The following is a 13960-nucleotide window of genomic DNA, read 5'->3' on the forward strand; positions in this document are numbered from 1 at the left end:
CGCCATTTTTCGGTGCCGACATTCCCGTTGCTTAAAGGTAGCTCCATGACAGATTCCATTTTCCCCCGCTTAGTGTTAACCAAAGGACGCGAGAAATCCCTGCTGCGTCGCCATCCGTGGATTTTCTCCGGCGCCGTCGCCCGGATGGAAGGTAAAGCTCGCTCCGGTGAGACCATCGATATCGTTGATTCGCAAGGGAAATGGCTGGCCCGCGGCGCGTATTCGCCCTCTTCGCAGATCCGCGCTCGCGTCTGGAGCTTCGATCGCAATGAAGCTATCGATAACGCCTTTTTCGAGCGTCGCCTGCAGCAGGCGCAGACCTGGCGCGAATGGCTGGCGGCTCGCGATGGCCTTGACAGCTATCGTCTGATCGCCGGCGAATCCGACGGTCTGCCGGGCGTGACCATCGATCGCTTTGGTCACTTCTTCGTCCTGCAGCTGCTGAGCGCCGGTGCTGAATACCAGCGTGCCGCCATCGTCAGCGCGTTGCAAACGCTGTTCCCGAACTGCTCTATCTACGATCGCAGCGACGTCGCGGTGCGTAAAAAAGAGGGGCTGGAGCTGGCGCAAGGTCCGGTTGTCGGCGAACTGCCGCCGGCCCTGCTGCCGATTACCGAGCACGGTATGCAGCTGCTGGTCGACATTCAGGGCGGCCACAAAACCGGTTACTACCTCGACCAGCGCGATAGCCGTCTGGCGACCCGCCGCTATGTCGCCGACAAGCGCGTTCTTAACTGTTTCTCCTATACCGGTGGTTTCGCTGTTTCCGCCCTGATGGGCGGCTGCCGCCAGGTTATTAGCGTCGATACCTCCCAGGAGGCGCTGGACGTTGCGAAACAAAACGTAGAGCTGAACAAGCTGGATCTTTCCAGAGCGGAATTTGTTCGCGACGACGTCTTTAAACTGCTGCGTAAATATCGCGATCAGGGGGAGACGTTTGACGTTATCGTCATGGATCCGCCGAAGTTCGTCGAGAATAAAAACCAGCTGATGGGCGCCTGCCGTGGTTATAAAGATATCAATATGTTGGCGATTCAGCTCTTGAATCCCGGCGGCATCCTGCTGACCTTCTCCTGCTCGGGTCTGATGGCGACCGATTTATTTCAGAAAATCATTGCCGATGCCGCAATTGATGCCGGACGTGATGTACAATTTATAGAACAGTTCCGTCAGGCTGCCGATCACCCGGTGATTGCAACCTACCCGGAAGGGCTGTATCTGAAAGGGTTTGCCTGTCGCATCATGTAACTTGAAAAGCGGAACATTGCCCGCATATAGCAGGTAATAACGTTTCCCAGGAGGTGCCTATGATTGCCAGCAAATTCGGTATCGGCCAGCAGGTTCGCCATACGCTATTAGGCTACCTCGGCGTGGTTGTTGATATCGATCCGGTATACTCGCTCGCCGAGCCGGAAGAGGATGAAATTGCAGCCAATGACGAACTGCGCGCCTCGCCCTGGTATCATGTGGTCATGGAAGATGAGGACGGCCAGCCGATCCACACTTATCTTGCGGAAGCGCAGCTGAGCGGTGAAGCCAGCGATGAACATCCGGAACAGCCGTCGATGGACGAGCTGGCCAGAACGATTCGCCGACAGCTGCAGGCCCCGCGGCTACGTAACTGATGTAAAAAAACCCCGCTATTGCGGGGTTTTTTATTTACTTCGCCAGCCCTAAGCGCGGTATTTCAATCGCCGGGCAGCGATCCATCACCACATTCAGCCCAGCCTCGCGCGCCAGTACCGCCGCCTGTTCGTTAATCACTCCCAGCTGCAGCCACAGCGTTTTCGCACCAATTGCGATAGCCTCCTGAGCAACGGCCAGCGCCGCATCGGAGTTGCGGAAGACATCGACCATATCCACTTTTTCCGGTACATCGCCAAGGGTGGCGTAACCTTTCTGCCCCATCAGCGTGGTACCAGCAACTTTCGGCGAAACGGGGATAACGTGATAGCCCTGTTCAAGAAGGTATTTCATCACCCGATAACTTGGGCGATCCGGTTTGTCACTCGCCCCCACCAGCGCAATCGTCTGGGTTGAGGTGAGAATGCCTGCGATATCGTTCTCTTTCATTTTATCCTCCACTCTTTAGCCCAAGTGTATGCTAATCCGACTGAACGAGCCATTCATCCTAACTTACGGATGCGTCAAAAATTTTCACCCGGACACTTGCAGCAGCAGTCACTTCCAGTAATCTGTCTGCAGGTCAAAATGTGGAATGAAAATATGGAACTGACGACACGTACGTTACCCGCACGCAAACATATCGCGCTGGTTGCTCACGATCACTGTAAAGATATGCTGATGAAATGGGTTGCGCGCCACCAGCCGCTGCTGGCCCAGCACGAACTCTATGCAACCGGCACCACCGGTAACCTTATCTCCCGCGCAACCGGGCTGGAGGTTAACGCGATGCTGAGCGGACCGATGGGTGGCGATCAGCAGGTCGGCGCGCTGATCTCGGAAGGTAAAATCGATGTGCTGATTTTCTTCTGGGATCCGCTCAACGCCGTGCCGCACGACCCGGACGTCAAGGCACTGCTGCGCCTGGCTACGGTGTGGAACATCCCTGTAGCCACCAATGCCTCAACGGCCGACTTTATTATTCTGTCGCCGAATTTCGCCGAACCTCTCGATATTCTGATCCCGGATTATCAACGTTACCTCGCCGACCGTCTGAAGTAATCCCGGCCGGCGGCCCGCCCGCCGGCACTTACGGTTTTCTCGCCACCGGCACATCCAGATCTTCTAACATTTCGACAAACGGCGAAGGCCGCGCTTTGTTGAACAACAGCCAGACGCGAAGCCGCGCACGCGTAATAGCGACATAGAGCAAGCGCCGCTCTTCCGCATCCGGAAAATCCTCCGGCTGCGGCAGTAGCGCCTGCTCCATAATGGATTCGCGCGCCGGGGCCGGAAACGCATCGTCCCCCTCCTGCAGCCCCAACACAATGACATAATCCGCCTGCTGGCCTTTACTGGCATGAATGGTCATAAAATCGAGCTGCAGATGCGGCCAGCGCGTCGCCGCTTTTTCCAGCGCCTCGGGTTTCAAATGATGATAGCGCGCCAGCAATAAAATCCGCTGGTCCGGTTTCGCATAGCCGCTGAGTTTATCGAGGAGATCGTCGAGCTTATCGTCCGCCAGCAGCGTCACGGCTTTCTTGTCTCCGGTCGTCAGGCTGTTCAATGGTTTACTCAACTGATGCGGGTTTTGTTGTATAAAACCGTTCGCCACCTCCCCAATACGCCCGTTAAACCGGTAGGTGGTATCCAGCGCGCAGCAATCGCCTTCGCCAAAATAGTGATTGAATGCGGTGGTCAAAGAGAGTTGAGCCCCGCTGAAGCGATAGATAGCCTGCCAGTCATCGCCAACGGCAAATAACGTCGCCTGCGTGCTCTGCCGACGCAGCGCAGCAAGCAAGGCGGCGCGCTGCGGCGAGATATCCTGAAACTCGTCGACCAGAATATGTTTCCACGGGCTGACGAAGCGCCCTTTATCCAGAATATTAATCGCCTGATGTATCAGCCCGGAAAAATCGACCGCGCCTTCGTCTTTCAGCGCCGTTTTCCACGCTTTTAACAGCGGCGCCATCAGCTTAACGCGCTTGCCGAACAGGTCGCGCACCTCTTCCGGCGCGCCGGCGATCATCTCCGCCTGCGATCCCCCGTGCATGCGCATCAGGCTAACCCAGCGATCGAGGCGACTGGCCATTCGCCGCTGGATTTTTTTATCCTGCCAGAATTCGCCGTCCGGCACCTGCCAGCCCATCTCTTCCTCCAGCCACTGCCGCCACCCCTTGGCCTGCGCTTTTTTCTCCTGGCACTGCTGGCGCCAGTTTTTCAGCAGCAAGGTCTGGCGGGCCGTGCTGTCGCTCTCCAGCTTGCTGATGGTCGGCACTTTTTTGCTGCCCTGCTGAATAATATGTAATGCCAGAGAGTGAAAGGTACGAGCCGCGATCTCTTCTGAACCCAGACGTTCACGAATACGCTCATCCATTTCCTGCGCCGCCTGGCGGCCAAATGCCAGCAGCAGAATCTGATCGGCGGCGGCTTCTCCCCGCGTTAATAACCACCCGGCTCGCGCCACCAGCACGGAGGTTTTGCCGCTTCCGGCCCCGGCAAGCACCAACAAAGCGCGCTCGCCGTTGACCACCGCCCGCGCCTGCGCGGGATTCAGCGGAGAAGTTTCGACGCTGGCAAAAAATCCGTGATACTGCTCGAGCATCGATTCGGTAAAAGCCTGATTATGAGCCAGCCGGGCCTCTTCGGTATCAGCCAGCCAGCTTTGGCACTGCCGCCACAGCTCACGACAGTTCTCGAAAGCGTCAAGACGGCTGGTCGGCATCGGCAGACCGGTCAACGCACGACGAATCTTCACCTGAATATCAGTAACCTGCTGACGGGTTAGCCACTTGCCTTCGGCGCTGGCGCGGGCAACCTCCTCCAGCTGCTGCTGGAGAACACCGGCGGCAATACCGCTCATTTCCGCGCTCCACTGCTGCCAGAGGGTATTCAGATGATGATAAAAACGCTGCGTTTCATTCCACTCGGTGCCGTGTAAACGCACGACTTTGCTGTCCGGTAAAACGAACTCCAGTTCTCCCCAGACCAGGCCGCGCTTACATTGAACTGACAATAACTGATTGAAAGGGATAAGATACTCATGGTTATCACCCGAGACTTTTACTCCCGCGTTAAGCAGTTGCACCCGGTCGTAGGGATGCTGTGCCATACGTTTGCCCAATGTTGTCGCTTTAAGTTCCATATCATGCCGAATTTCAATCAGGTTGGATGTTTTTAAGTTTAACCGCCAGCGACCAGGTGCTCCAGCGTAAAAAACGTTACAATGGTCAGGTCTTATTATCTCCAGGACTGAACTGAGGGTTTATGCGTACCATTCTGAATATTTTGAACTTTATCCTTGGCGGTTTCGCCACCACGCTGGGCTGGCTGCTGGCAACCCTGGTCAGCATCATCCTGATCTTCACCTTGCCATTAACTCGCTCATGCTGGGAAATTACCCGACTCTCCCTGCTGCCTTACGGGAATGAAGCCATTCATGTCGATGAACTTGAACCGCAAGGCAAAAATAGCCTGCTGAATGCCGGTGGTACGATTCTGAATATTTTGTGGTTTATCTTTTTTGGCTGGTGGCTGTGCCTGATGCATATTTTCAGCGGTATCGCCCAATGCCTGACCATCATTGGCATCCCGGTCGGTATTGCTAATTTTAAAATTGCCGCCATTGCATTATGGCCGGTGGGACGTAGAGTGGTTTCCGTCGAAACGGCTCGTGCCGCGCGTGAAGCAAATGCGCGTCGTCGCTTTCAGTAACCGGACGGAACACGACCATGCTTAGCCCCTTGCTACGCCGTTATACATGGAACAGTGCCTGGCTGTATAACGCCAGGATTTTTATCGCACTCTGCGGCACAACCGCCGTTCCATGGTGGCTTGGCGAAGTCAAACTGACCATTCCCCTGACGCTGGGCGTGGTGGCCGCGGCATTGACCGACCTCGACGATCGTCTGGCCGGCCGGTTGCGCAATCTGGCCATCACGCTGGTGTGTTTTTTTATTGCTTCCGCCTCGGTGGAGCTACTGTTCCCCTGGCCCTGGCTGTTTGCGCTTGGGTTAACCGTATCGACCACCGGATTTATTTTGCTCGGCGGTCTGGGACAGCGTTATGCCACTATCGCATTTGGCGCCTTGCTGATCGCCATTTATACCATGCTGGGCGTAACGCTCTACGATCGCTGGTATCTGCAGCCGTGCTTTCTGCTGACCGGTGCGGTCTGGTACAACCTGCTGACCCTCTGCGGACACCTGATTTTCCCGATTCGCCCCCTGCAGGATAATCTTGCGCGCAGCTATGAACAGCTGGCGCATTACCTTGAGCTCAAATCCCGTCTGTTTGACCCGGATATTGAGGATGAGAGCCAGGCGCCGCTGTATGATTTAGCCATTGCCAATGGTCAACTGGTGACGACGCTCAATCAGACCAAGGCCTCTCTGCTGACGCGTCTGCGCGGCGACCGTGGCCAGCGCGGCACCCGCCGCACGTTACAATACTACTTTGTTGCTCAGGATATTCACGAGCGCGCCAGTTCATCACACATTCAGTACCAAACGCTACGCGATCATTTTCGCTATAGCGATGTAATGTTCCGCTTCCAGCGCATGCTGTCGATGCAGGCGCAGGCATGCCAGAAATTATCCCGCGCGATTCTTTTACGCGAACCTTACCAGCACGATGCCCATTTCGAGCGGGCATTTATGCACCTTGATGCCGCCCTCGACCGCGTACACGCCAGCGGCGCTCCGGCTGAACAGATGAAAGCGCTGGGCTTTCTGCTTAACAATCTCCGTGCGATCGATGCTCAACTGGCGACAATTGAATCGGCGCAAACCAGTGCCCCGGCAAACAGCGCGACCGAAAACCTGCTCGCGGACGATGGACTTAACAGTTTCAGCGATATTTGGCTGCGGCTGCGCCGCAACATGTCGCCAGAATCGGCGCTGTTCCGTCATGCGGTCAGGATGTCACTGGTCCTCTGTACCGGCTATGCGTTTATCCAGTTCACCGGCTTAGACCACGGATACTGGATACTCCTGACCAGCCTGTTTGTCTGCCAGCCGAACTATAACGCCACCCGTCATCGGCTCGCGCTGAGGATTATCGGTACCCTGGTTGGGGTGGCCATAGGCCTGCCGATATTACTGCTCGTGCCATCTGTTGAAGGCCAGCTGCTGCTCATTGTCCTGACCGGCGTGCTGTTTTTTGCTTTTCGCAACGTACAGTATGCCCACGCGACAATGTTCATCACCCTGCTGGTTCTGCTGTGTTTTAACCTGCTAGGTGAAGGTTTCGAGGTCGCGCTACCGCGTATTTTCGACACGCTGATTGGCTGTGCGATCGCCTGGGCGGCCGTGAGCTTTATCTGGCCAGACTGGAAGTTCCGCAATTTGCCGCGGGTGCTGGACCAGGCTATCAACGCCAACTGCCGATACCTCGATGCCATTCTCGAGCAATATCACCAGGGACGCGATAACCGCCTGGCCTATCGCGTTGCCCGCCGCGATGCCCATAGCCGGGATGGCGAACTGGCATCTGTGGTATCAAACCTGTCGACGGAACCGCGGGCAAACTCAGCCATGCGCGAAACGGCATTCCGTTTACTTTGCCTGAACCATACCTTTACCAGCTATATTTCCGCACTCGGCGCGCACCGGGAAAAACTCACGACGGCGGAAATTCTCGCCCTGCTTGATGATGCCGTCTGCTACGTGGATGATGCGCTGCACCACACGCCTGCCGACGAGCAGCGGGTGCAGCAGGCGCTTAATAGTCTGCAGACCCGGATCCAACATCTTGAGCCCCGGGTTGACAGCAAAGAGCCGCTGGTGCTTCAGCAAATTGGTCTGCTGCTGGCGCTGTTACCGGAAATCTGCAGGTTGCAAAAACAGGTTGCGGTTCAACCCGAGTAAGCATCGATACTCTTGTGCTGGCTGTCGGCCCAAACCTTAAGCTCCTGACGCCGCTGCGTCGGGAGCGCTGCGGAATGCACGCCGGCAATCGCGCCTTCCAGCGCATAGAGAACATTCAGGGTGAGGGCTTTATTTGACTCGCGCAATTTCAGCCAGACTTTCTCTGCACCAAACTGACGGAGCATGTTTTCATCGCTCACGCCCGCGTTAATCAACAGCAGCTCCATGTGAAAACTGATGTTCGGGAGATCTTTTAATCTTCCGGACGCGCGCTGTCGGTGCTTTTCATTACGTGCACTTTGTAATGAGGACGCCGATAGATTGAAAAGCGTTTTGCTATCCCCCCAGAGAGTCTCGTCAACCTGATAATATTTCAGTAATACCGGGCGACCATTTTTCCGCATCGTCAAAAGAGGGGTAGCATGCACAACGCGATATTCCGCGCTCTGCTCACAAATTTTAAGATAGATTTCGCCCTCGGCAACCATGGCAAAAACGGTATCGTCTATGGCAAGGCTATAGCCCCCAAAGAGCGGGCGACAGCTTATTTTGCCGAGTGGAGATAAACATTCCTGGAGTTGATGGAACCGTAAAGATGAAATTTTCTTCATGATTATTCCTTTGTTAATCATGTAAATAGAATATTATTTGTGAACGGATCCGTTAATATAGAAAGTAAGTGACTTCGTATATTGCAGCAAGATGATTTTTACACTGTTCAACATTTAATCATCATTTTGCGAGGTGCTTTCAGAAAACTGTCTGCCGGGAATACCCGATATATAAGGAATAAATACGCAAGCCCCGCGCACTGAAATACAAGTGAATAGTTTGGCGAGAAGGGTGAAAAATTTGAGAGATATGAATATAGCGATGGACCAGACGATCTGGTCTCTGCCATAACCATTGCCGAGAAGTATCGATCTCTCCACTCTCCCCACCAGGAAGGTCTGGCGCGGAAGCGACAAAAATCATGTACAATTTTCAACCAATGAAGTGATAAATGAGGTTGATCTTTTCCCCTGCTGGATATACTGTATATTCATACAGTAACCCACAGGCGGGATAGACTATGTTTACTTCAGCTTACGCAAATCGTTCATCACTGACTTCTGCTTCAGTACGTCGCCCTTCACATGACGTCGTCGAACAACCGGCCAGCGGGCTGATCAGTGAAATTGTCTACCGTGAAGATCAACCTATGATGACGCAATTACTCCTGCTACCTTTATTACAGCAGCTTGGCCAGCAGTCTCGCTGGCAGCTCTGGCTCACGCCGAAGCAGAAATTGAGTCGCGAATGGGTTCAGTCTTCCGGATTACCGCTGTCGAAGGTTATGCAGATTAATCAGCTCTCACCTTTCAACACCGTCGATTCGATGATCCGCGCGCTGCGCACAGGGAATTACAGTGTGGTGATTGGCTGGCTGACAGATGAACTGACGGCAGAAGAGCACGAACGTCTGGTCATCGCCGCACAAGAAGGACATGCAATGGGGTTTATCATGCGGCCGGTTGGAAATACGAACCCGGCTGGGAGACAACTCAGCGGGCTAAAAATTCACTCGAATTTGTACCATTAAGCCAAATTAGGATTAATCCTAGAATTTTTTTTGCTTACAACAATACCATTTTCTGAACAGGGTGATTTGTACCGGAATGCCTGTCTGATGCGGTTTCGCGGCTTTATTTGGCGAACAAAAATTAACCATATTTGTTAAATCTTGTGTACACAACCCTTTTTTTTCATATGCCTGACGGAGTTCACACTTGTAAGTTTCGAACTAAGTTGTAGACTTTACATCGCCAGGGGTGATCGGCTTACGCTGCATGTATCAGCATAGTTAACAACAAGTCACGCCCCGGGTGAAGGATTTAACCGTGAGGTCTTTTGTAACTTCATGGCGAATTTTGGATGATAATGAGGCGCAAAAAATGAAAAAGACAGCTATCGCGATTGCAGTGGCACTGGCTGGCTTCGCTACCGTAGCGCAGGCCGCACCGAAAGATAACACCTGGTATGCAGGTGGTAAACTGGGCTGGTCCCAGTTTCACGATACCGGTTTCTACGGTAACGGTTTCCAGAACAACAATGGCCCAACCCACAACAGCCAGCTCGGTGCTGGTGCGTTCGGTGGTTATCAGGTAAACCCGTACCTGGGTTTTGAAATGGGTTACGATTGGCTGGGTCGCGTTGCATATAAAGGCAGCGTAGACAACGGCGCTTTCAAAGCTCAGGGCGTTCAGCTGACTGCTAAACTGGGTTACCCGATCACTGACGATCTGGATATCTATACCCGTCTGGGTGGTATGGTCTGGCGTGCAGATGCTGACGGCAACTACGGTTCTACCGGCGTTTCCCGCAGCGAACACGACACTGGCGTATCCCCGGTATTTGCTGGTGGTTTAGAGTGGGCTGTTACTCGTGACATCGCTACCCGTCTGGAATACCAGTGGGTTAATAACATCGGTGACGCAGGTACCGTTGGCGCGCGTCCTGACAACGGCATGCTGAGCCTGGGTGTTTCTTACCGTTTCGGTCAGGAAGAAGCAGCTCCGGTTGTTGCTCCGGCACCGGCACCGGCTCCGGAAGTGACTACTAAGCACTTCACTCTGAAGTCTGACGTTCTGTTCAACTTCAACAAATCTACCCTGAAACCGGAAGGTCAGCAGGCGCTGGATCAGCTGTACACTCAGCTGAGCAACATGGATCCGAAAGACGGTTCTGCAGTGGTTCTGGGCTACACCGACCGTATCGGTTCTGACGCTTACAACCAGCAGCTGTCTGAGAAACGTGCTCAGTCCGTTGTTGATTACCTGGTGTCTAAAGGTATCCCGGCTGGCAAAATCTCCGCACGTGGCATGGGTGAATCCAACCCGGTTACCGGCAATACCTGTGACAACGTGAAAGCTCGCGCTGCACTGATCGACTGCCTGGGCCCAGATCGTCGCGTAGAGATCGAAGTTAAAGGTTACAAAGACGTAGTAACTCAGCCGCAGGCTTAAGTTTAACTACCGATAAAAAACCCCGCTTTGGCGGGGTTTTTTTTGGGCTAAATTCTGGTATCAACACACAGTCTGCCCGGTACTGTCGTCCTGCCCTGTCCTTTGCAGCTACTCTTTCCCCAACAGCACCTGTAGATCGTGCTTCAGGCTGGACATTTTACTGGCGTACTTCTCTTTATGCTCGGCGTCTTCAATCAACTGTACGATGGTTTCAGACAGGGTTTTTCCACGCCGCTGCGCGAGCCCCGCCAGTCGCTGCCAGACGATAAACTCCAGATCGATCGACTTTTTGCGCGTGTGCAGATGCTCAGCGTTGAAGTGCCGTTTCCGACGCGCGCGGATTGTCTGCTTCATCCGGTTCATTAACTCCGGATTCATATGCTGCTCAATCCAGGTATGCACCAGAACAGGTTCATTTTCGAGCGTCAGTAAGACATCGACCGCGGCTTTCGCTGCGCTGGCTTCAATGTAGCGGGTAATCAGCTCACCTTCCCGGTGCTTTTTTACCAGATATTTCCATTTCCAGCCGCTTTCAAGGTTTTCCAGTTGTTGATATTTCATTGCGATCTCAATGTGACCGTGTAACTCATTTCAGGATATCAGTTTTTTCCCAATGTGCTGAGAATAAATCATCATTCGTGATGCAGGTAGCCCGGTAATCATCGCGGCAAACGCAATCCCCCGTGTGCTCAGACGCAGCATAAGGTATAATCGCGCGTTTTACATCTGACTAAAAAACAGCGACTTTGACCATTACGAAACTTACCCGAAACGACCTCGCTCCTGATACGGAAAGTTATCAGGCGCTGTTTGCACAAGCCGATTTAGCCCAGGCGGAAGATGGCCTCTCCGGCGAACTGCAGCCCCGTTTATTCTATGGTCTGGAGCAACTTCTGGTGACTCCGACCATCTCGCCATTCATGCTGGTGAAAGCCCCGGAAGAGCCGGAGTACCTGCAGTGGCTGGCGACGGAAACGCGAACCTTACATGAGCCTGCCGCACCGCTCTACGGTGTGCGCTATCAGGTCAATGGCGGCAACGTCACCCTCACCCCGGCTAAAGATGCCGACGATAATTTTGCCAGCTCCGCGCCGGTTGAAACTGCCGACTGGGTAGAAGCGGAGCAGCTCTTTGGCTGCGTGCGCCAATTTAACGGCGAAATCACTCTCCAGCCGGGACTGGTACACCGGGCCAACGGCGGCGTACTGATTATTTCTCTGCGCGCGTTACTCGCTCAGCCGCTGCTCTGGATGCGTCTGAAAAGCATGGTCACCCGCCAGCGCTTTGACTGGTTGTCCATTGACGAGTCTCGTCCTCTGCCGGTCGCGATTCCCTCTATGGCGCTCAGCCTGAAAGTGATTCTGGTTGGAGAACGTGATTCATTGGCCGATTTCCAGGAGATGGAGCCCGAACTCTCCGCTCAGGCGATTTACAGCGAATACGAAGAGAATATACAGATTGCCGATGCGGATACGCTCAAACTGTGGTGTCAGTGGGTAGGGAAAAACGCGCAGCAGCTCGGACTACCGGGAGTGGCCGCTGATGCCTGGCCCCTGTTGATTCAGGAAGCCGCGCGTTATACCGGCGATCAGGAGACATTACCGCTGTGCCCGCTCTGGATAGCCCGCCAGCTACGCGAAGCGGCGGCGTTCTGCGAAGGTGGGCAGATCACCGCGGAAGAGATGCAAACCATGCTGGCCCGCCGCGAGTGGCGTGAAGGCTATCTCGCCGAGCGGATTCAGGACGAAATCCTGCAAGAACAGATAATGATTGAAACCGAAGGCGAATGCATCGGCCAGATTAACGCCTTGTCGGTCATCGAATTCCCCGGACATCCGCGTCCGTTTGGCGAACCGTCTCGCATCAGCTGCGTGGTACACATCGGCGACGGTGAGTTCATTGACGTTGAACGTAAGGCGGAACTGGGCGGCAACATCCATGCCAAAGGCATGATGATCATGCAGGCGTTCCTGATGTCCGAGCTGGAACTCGAACAGCAGCTCCCCTTCACGGCTTCGCTGACCTTCGAACAATCCTACAGTGAAGTCGACGGCGACAGCGCCTCGATGGCCGAGCTATGTGCGCTAATCAGCGCTCTCGCTGGCGTACCGATTAATCAGAGCATCGCCATTACCGGTTCCGTCGATCAGTTTGGTCGCGTGCAGCCGGTAGGCGGCCTTAATGAGAAAATCGAAGGCTTTTTCACCATTTGCCAGCAGCGCGGATTAACCGGTAAGCAAGGGGTCATTATTCCCGCGGCAAATATCCGCCACCTGAGTCTGGCAGCAGAACTCCGGCAGGCCGTTGCTGACGAGCAGTTTTTCATCTGGGCGGTGGAAGATGTCACGGAAGCGCTGCCTGTTCTGACCCAGCTGCTCTGGGACGGTGAAGGGCAAACTTTACGGCAAACCATCCAGGAACGGATCGCGCAGGCGACGCAGCAAGAGAGTCGTCATCGTTTTCCGTGGCCGCTACGCTGGTTAGGTGGTTCAGGTTCGAACTGATCGGACTTGTTCAGCTTACACGTGTTAGCTATCCTGCGTCCCGAACTCAAAATAAGGCTTACTGAAAACATGGTAGATAAACGCGAATCCTATACGAAAGAAGACCTTCTTGCCTCTGGCCGTGGTGAACTGTTTGGCGCAAAAGGCCCACAGTTACCCGCGCCGAATATGCTGATGATGGACCGCGTCATCAAAATGACTGAGACGGGTGGTAACTACGATAAAGGTTATGTTGAAGCAGAACTCGATATTAACCCGGACCTGTGGTTCTTCGGTTGCCACTTTATCGGCGATCCGGTTATGCCAGGCTGTCTGGGACTGGATGCCATGTGGCAGCTGGTTGGTTTCTATCTGGGCTGGCTCGGCGGCGAAGGCAAAGGCCGCGCACTGGGCGTTGGCGAGGTAAAATTCACCGGCCAGGTCCTGCCGACTGCGAAGAAAGTCACTTACCGTATTCACTTCAAACGCGTTGTTAACCGTCGTCTGATTATGGGCCTGGCGGATGGTGAAGTGCTGGTTGACGATCGTCTGATCTACACCGCAAACGATCTGAAAGTCGGTCTGTTCCAGGATACGTCTGCATTCTGATAAGCAGCGATGCTTAAAAAGGCGAAGCCCCGCTCTGCGGAGGCTTCTTTTTTAAAGAGACAGTCAGGCAGTTTGTACCCTGTCCTCCATGGCTTCTCGCCAGCCTCCTAGCCAGTAGGACCTTTGGTTCAAGGTCTGGTAGGGACACATTTCTTTCGATCTTCCGGTTATCCCGGCCTGGTATCCACGTTGATGTGCCCGTTCCAGGCGATCTCGTTTTTGTCTCTTCATGCCTCGTTTCCCTCATTATTTGATCTGGTGGAAAAGAAAACAGTGGTCACTAAACGTGCAACCACGGTTAACGAATACCGCGAATCAGAGGCAACGTCAATGCGCAAAATTCACGCCATTGTCATAATTGTGAGCTACATGA

Annotated in this window: 14 protein-coding genes; 9 read left to right on the plus strand and 5 right to left on the minus strand. The window is 54.0% G+C overall.

The genetic code is table 11. The features are described from left to right. Positions 1–45: 45 nt before the first annotated feature. Positions 46–1248, plus strand: a complete 1203-nt coding sequence (rlmI, locus tag OQV00_RS17225; RefSeq protein WP_044349118.1) for a 23S rRNA (cytosine(1962)-C(5))-methyltransferase RlmI — start codon at positions 46–48, stop codon at positions 1246–1248. Positions 1249–1307: 59 nt separating this feature from the next. Next, positions 1308–1625 carry a heat shock protein HspQ gene (hspQ, locus tag OQV00_RS17230; RefSeq protein WP_004860177.1) on the plus strand — a complete coding sequence of 106 codons (318 nt, stop codon included), beginning with the start codon at positions 1308–1310 and terminating at the stop codon, positions 1623–1625. A gap of 34 nt (positions 1626–1659) precedes the next feature. Here the strand turns inward: hspQ and OQV00_RS17235 are convergent, their stop codons facing one another. Then, positions 1660–2073 carry a CoA-binding protein gene (locus OQV00_RS17235; RefSeq protein WP_004860175.1) on the minus strand — a complete coding sequence of 138 codons (414 nt, stop codon included), beginning with the start codon at positions 2071–2073 and terminating at the stop codon, positions 1660–1662. 153 nt (positions 2074–2226) lie between these two features. Between OQV00_RS17235 and mgsA the strand changes: the two genes are divergently transcribed. Continuing rightward, on the plus strand, positions 2227–2685 hold the full coding sequence (gene mgsA, locus OQV00_RS17240) for a methylglyoxal synthase (RefSeq protein ID WP_015584710.1): 459 nt from the start codon (positions 2227–2229) through the stop codon (positions 2683–2685). A 28-nt stretch (positions 2686–2713) separates the two neighbouring features. Here mgsA and helD read toward each other — a convergent pair whose 3' ends face one another. After that, positions 2714–4768 (minus strand): DNA helicase IV, encoded by a 2055-nt coding sequence (gene helD, locus OQV00_RS17245; protein ID WP_127673270.1) that lies wholly within the window; start codon positions 4766–4768, stop codon positions 2714–2716. 122 nt (positions 4769–4890) lie between these two features. On the opposite strand from helD, the gene OQV00_RS17250 reads away from it, so the two are divergent. Both OQV00_RS17250 and yccS read left to right on the plus strand, forming a co-directional pair. Then, the gene (locus OQV00_RS17250; protein WP_004860167.1) at positions 4891–5337 is read left to right on the plus strand and encodes a YccF domain-containing protein; all 447 of its coding nucleotides are present in this window, start codon (positions 4891–4893) and stop codon (positions 5335–5337) included. 17 nt (positions 5338–5354) lie between these two features. Beyond that, a complete protein-coding gene (gene yccS / locus OQV00_RS17255) occupies positions 5355–7490 on the plus strand; it encodes a YccS family putative transporter (protein ID WP_266279089.1) in 2136 nt (711 codons plus the stop codon). Here yccS and OQV00_RS17260 read toward each other — a convergent pair. Beyond that, positions 7478–8101: a TfoX/Sxy family DNA transformation protein gene (locus tag OQV00_RS17260; protein WP_004860161.1), complete on the minus strand. Its 624-nt coding sequence runs from the start codon at positions 8099–8101 to the stop codon at positions 7478–7480. The two genes, yccS and OQV00_RS17260, sit on opposite strands and share 13 nt — an antisense overlap. A gap of 461 nt (positions 8102–8562) precedes the next feature. On the opposite strand from OQV00_RS17260, the gene sulA reads away from it, so the two are divergent. Then, positions 8563–9072, plus strand: a complete 510-nt coding sequence (sulA, locus tag OQV00_RS17265; RefSeq protein WP_004860159.1) for an SOS-induced cell division inhibitor SulA — start codon at positions 8563–8565, stop codon at positions 9070–9072. A 352-nt stretch (positions 9073–9424) separates the two neighbouring features. Beyond that, positions 9425–10495: a porin OmpA gene (gene ompA, locus OQV00_RS17270; protein WP_004860157.1), complete on the plus strand. Its 1071-nt coding sequence runs from the start codon at positions 9425–9427 to the stop codon at positions 10493–10495. A gap of 108 nt (positions 10496–10603) precedes the next feature. Here the strand turns inward: ompA and matP are convergent, their stop codons facing one another. After that, positions 10604–11056: a macrodomain Ter protein MatP gene (matP, locus tag OQV00_RS17275; RefSeq protein ID WP_004860155.1), complete on the minus strand. Its 453-nt coding sequence runs from the start codon at positions 11054–11056 to the stop codon at positions 10604–10606. A gap of 185 nt (positions 11057–11241) precedes the next feature. Between matP and OQV00_RS17280 the strand changes: the two genes are divergently transcribed. Both OQV00_RS17280 and fabA read left to right on the plus strand, forming a co-directional pair. Then, positions 11242–12999 (plus strand): AAA family ATPase, encoded by a 1758-nt coding sequence (locus tag OQV00_RS17280; RefSeq protein WP_004860153.1) that lies wholly within the window; start codon positions 11242–11244, stop codon positions 12997–12999. Positions 13000–13068: 69 nt separating this feature from the next. Continuing rightward, positions 13069–13587 carry a bifunctional 3-hydroxydecanoyl-ACP dehydratase/trans-2-decenoyl-ACP isomerase gene (gene fabA / locus OQV00_RS17285; protein WP_004860150.1) on the plus strand — a complete coding sequence of 173 codons (519 nt, stop codon included), beginning with the start codon at positions 13069–13071 and terminating at the stop codon, positions 13585–13587. Positions 13588–13650: 63 nt separating this feature from the next. Here fabA and rmf read toward each other — a convergent pair whose 3' ends face one another. Further along, on the minus strand, positions 13651–13818 hold the full coding sequence (rmf, locus tag OQV00_RS17290) for a ribosome modulation factor (protein WP_004871568.1): 168 nt from the start codon (positions 13816–13818) through the stop codon (positions 13651–13653). Positions 13819–13960: the final 142 nt, after the last annotated feature.

The organism is Klebsiella sp. DY2415, assembly GCF_026314315.1.
GTDB classification, from domain to species: Bacteria; Pseudomonadota; Gammaproteobacteria; order Enterobacterales; family Enterobacteriaceae; genus Klebsiella; species Klebsiella ornithinolytica.

Excerpts from the sequence above, each read along its gene's own strand:
- rlmI (WP_044349118.1), top strand. The coding sequence starts at position 46 with ATGACAGATTCCATTTTCCCCCGCTTAGTGTTAACCAAAGGACGCGAG.
- hspQ (WP_004860177.1), top strand. The coding sequence starts at position 1,308 with ATGATTGCCAGCAAATTCGGTATCGGCCAGCAGGTTCGCCATACGCTA.
- OQV00_RS17235 (WP_004860175.1), bottom strand. The coding sequence starts at position 2,073 with ATGAAAGAGAACGATATCGCAGGCATTCTCACCTCAACCCAGACGATT.
- mgsA (WP_015584710.1), top strand. The coding sequence starts at position 2,227 with ATGGAACTGACGACACGTACGTTACCCGCACGCAAACATATCGCGCTG.
- helD (WP_127673270.1), bottom strand. The coding sequence starts at position 4,768 with ATGGAACTTAAAGCGACAACATTGGGCAAACGTATGGCACAGCATCCC.
- OQV00_RS17250 (WP_004860167.1), top strand. The coding sequence starts at position 4,891 with ATGCGTACCATTCTGAATATTTTGAACTTTATCCTTGGCGGTTTCGCC.
- yccS (WP_266279089.1), top strand. The coding sequence starts at position 5,355 with ATGCTTAGCCCCTTGCTACGCCGTTATACATGGAACAGTGCCTGGCTG.
- OQV00_RS17260 (WP_004860161.1), bottom strand. The coding sequence starts at position 8,101 with ATGAAGAAAATTTCATCTTTACGGTTCCATCAACTCCAGGAATGTTTA.
- sulA (WP_004860159.1), top strand. The coding sequence starts at position 8,563 with ATGTTTACTTCAGCTTACGCAAATCGTTCATCACTGACTTCTGCTTCA.
- ompA (WP_004860157.1), top strand. The coding sequence starts at position 9,425 with ATGAAAAAGACAGCTATCGCGATTGCAGTGGCACTGGCTGGCTTCGCT.
- matP (WP_004860155.1), bottom strand. The coding sequence starts at position 11,056 with ATGAAATATCAACAACTGGAAAACCTTGAAAGCGGCTGGAAATGGAAA.
- fabA (WP_004860150.1), top strand. The coding sequence starts at position 13,069 with ATGGTAGATAAACGCGAATCCTATACGAAAGAAGACCTTCTTGCCTCT.
- rmf (WP_004871568.1), bottom strand. The coding sequence starts at position 13,818 with ATGAAGAGACAAAAACGAGATCGCCTGGAACGGGCACATCAACGTGGA.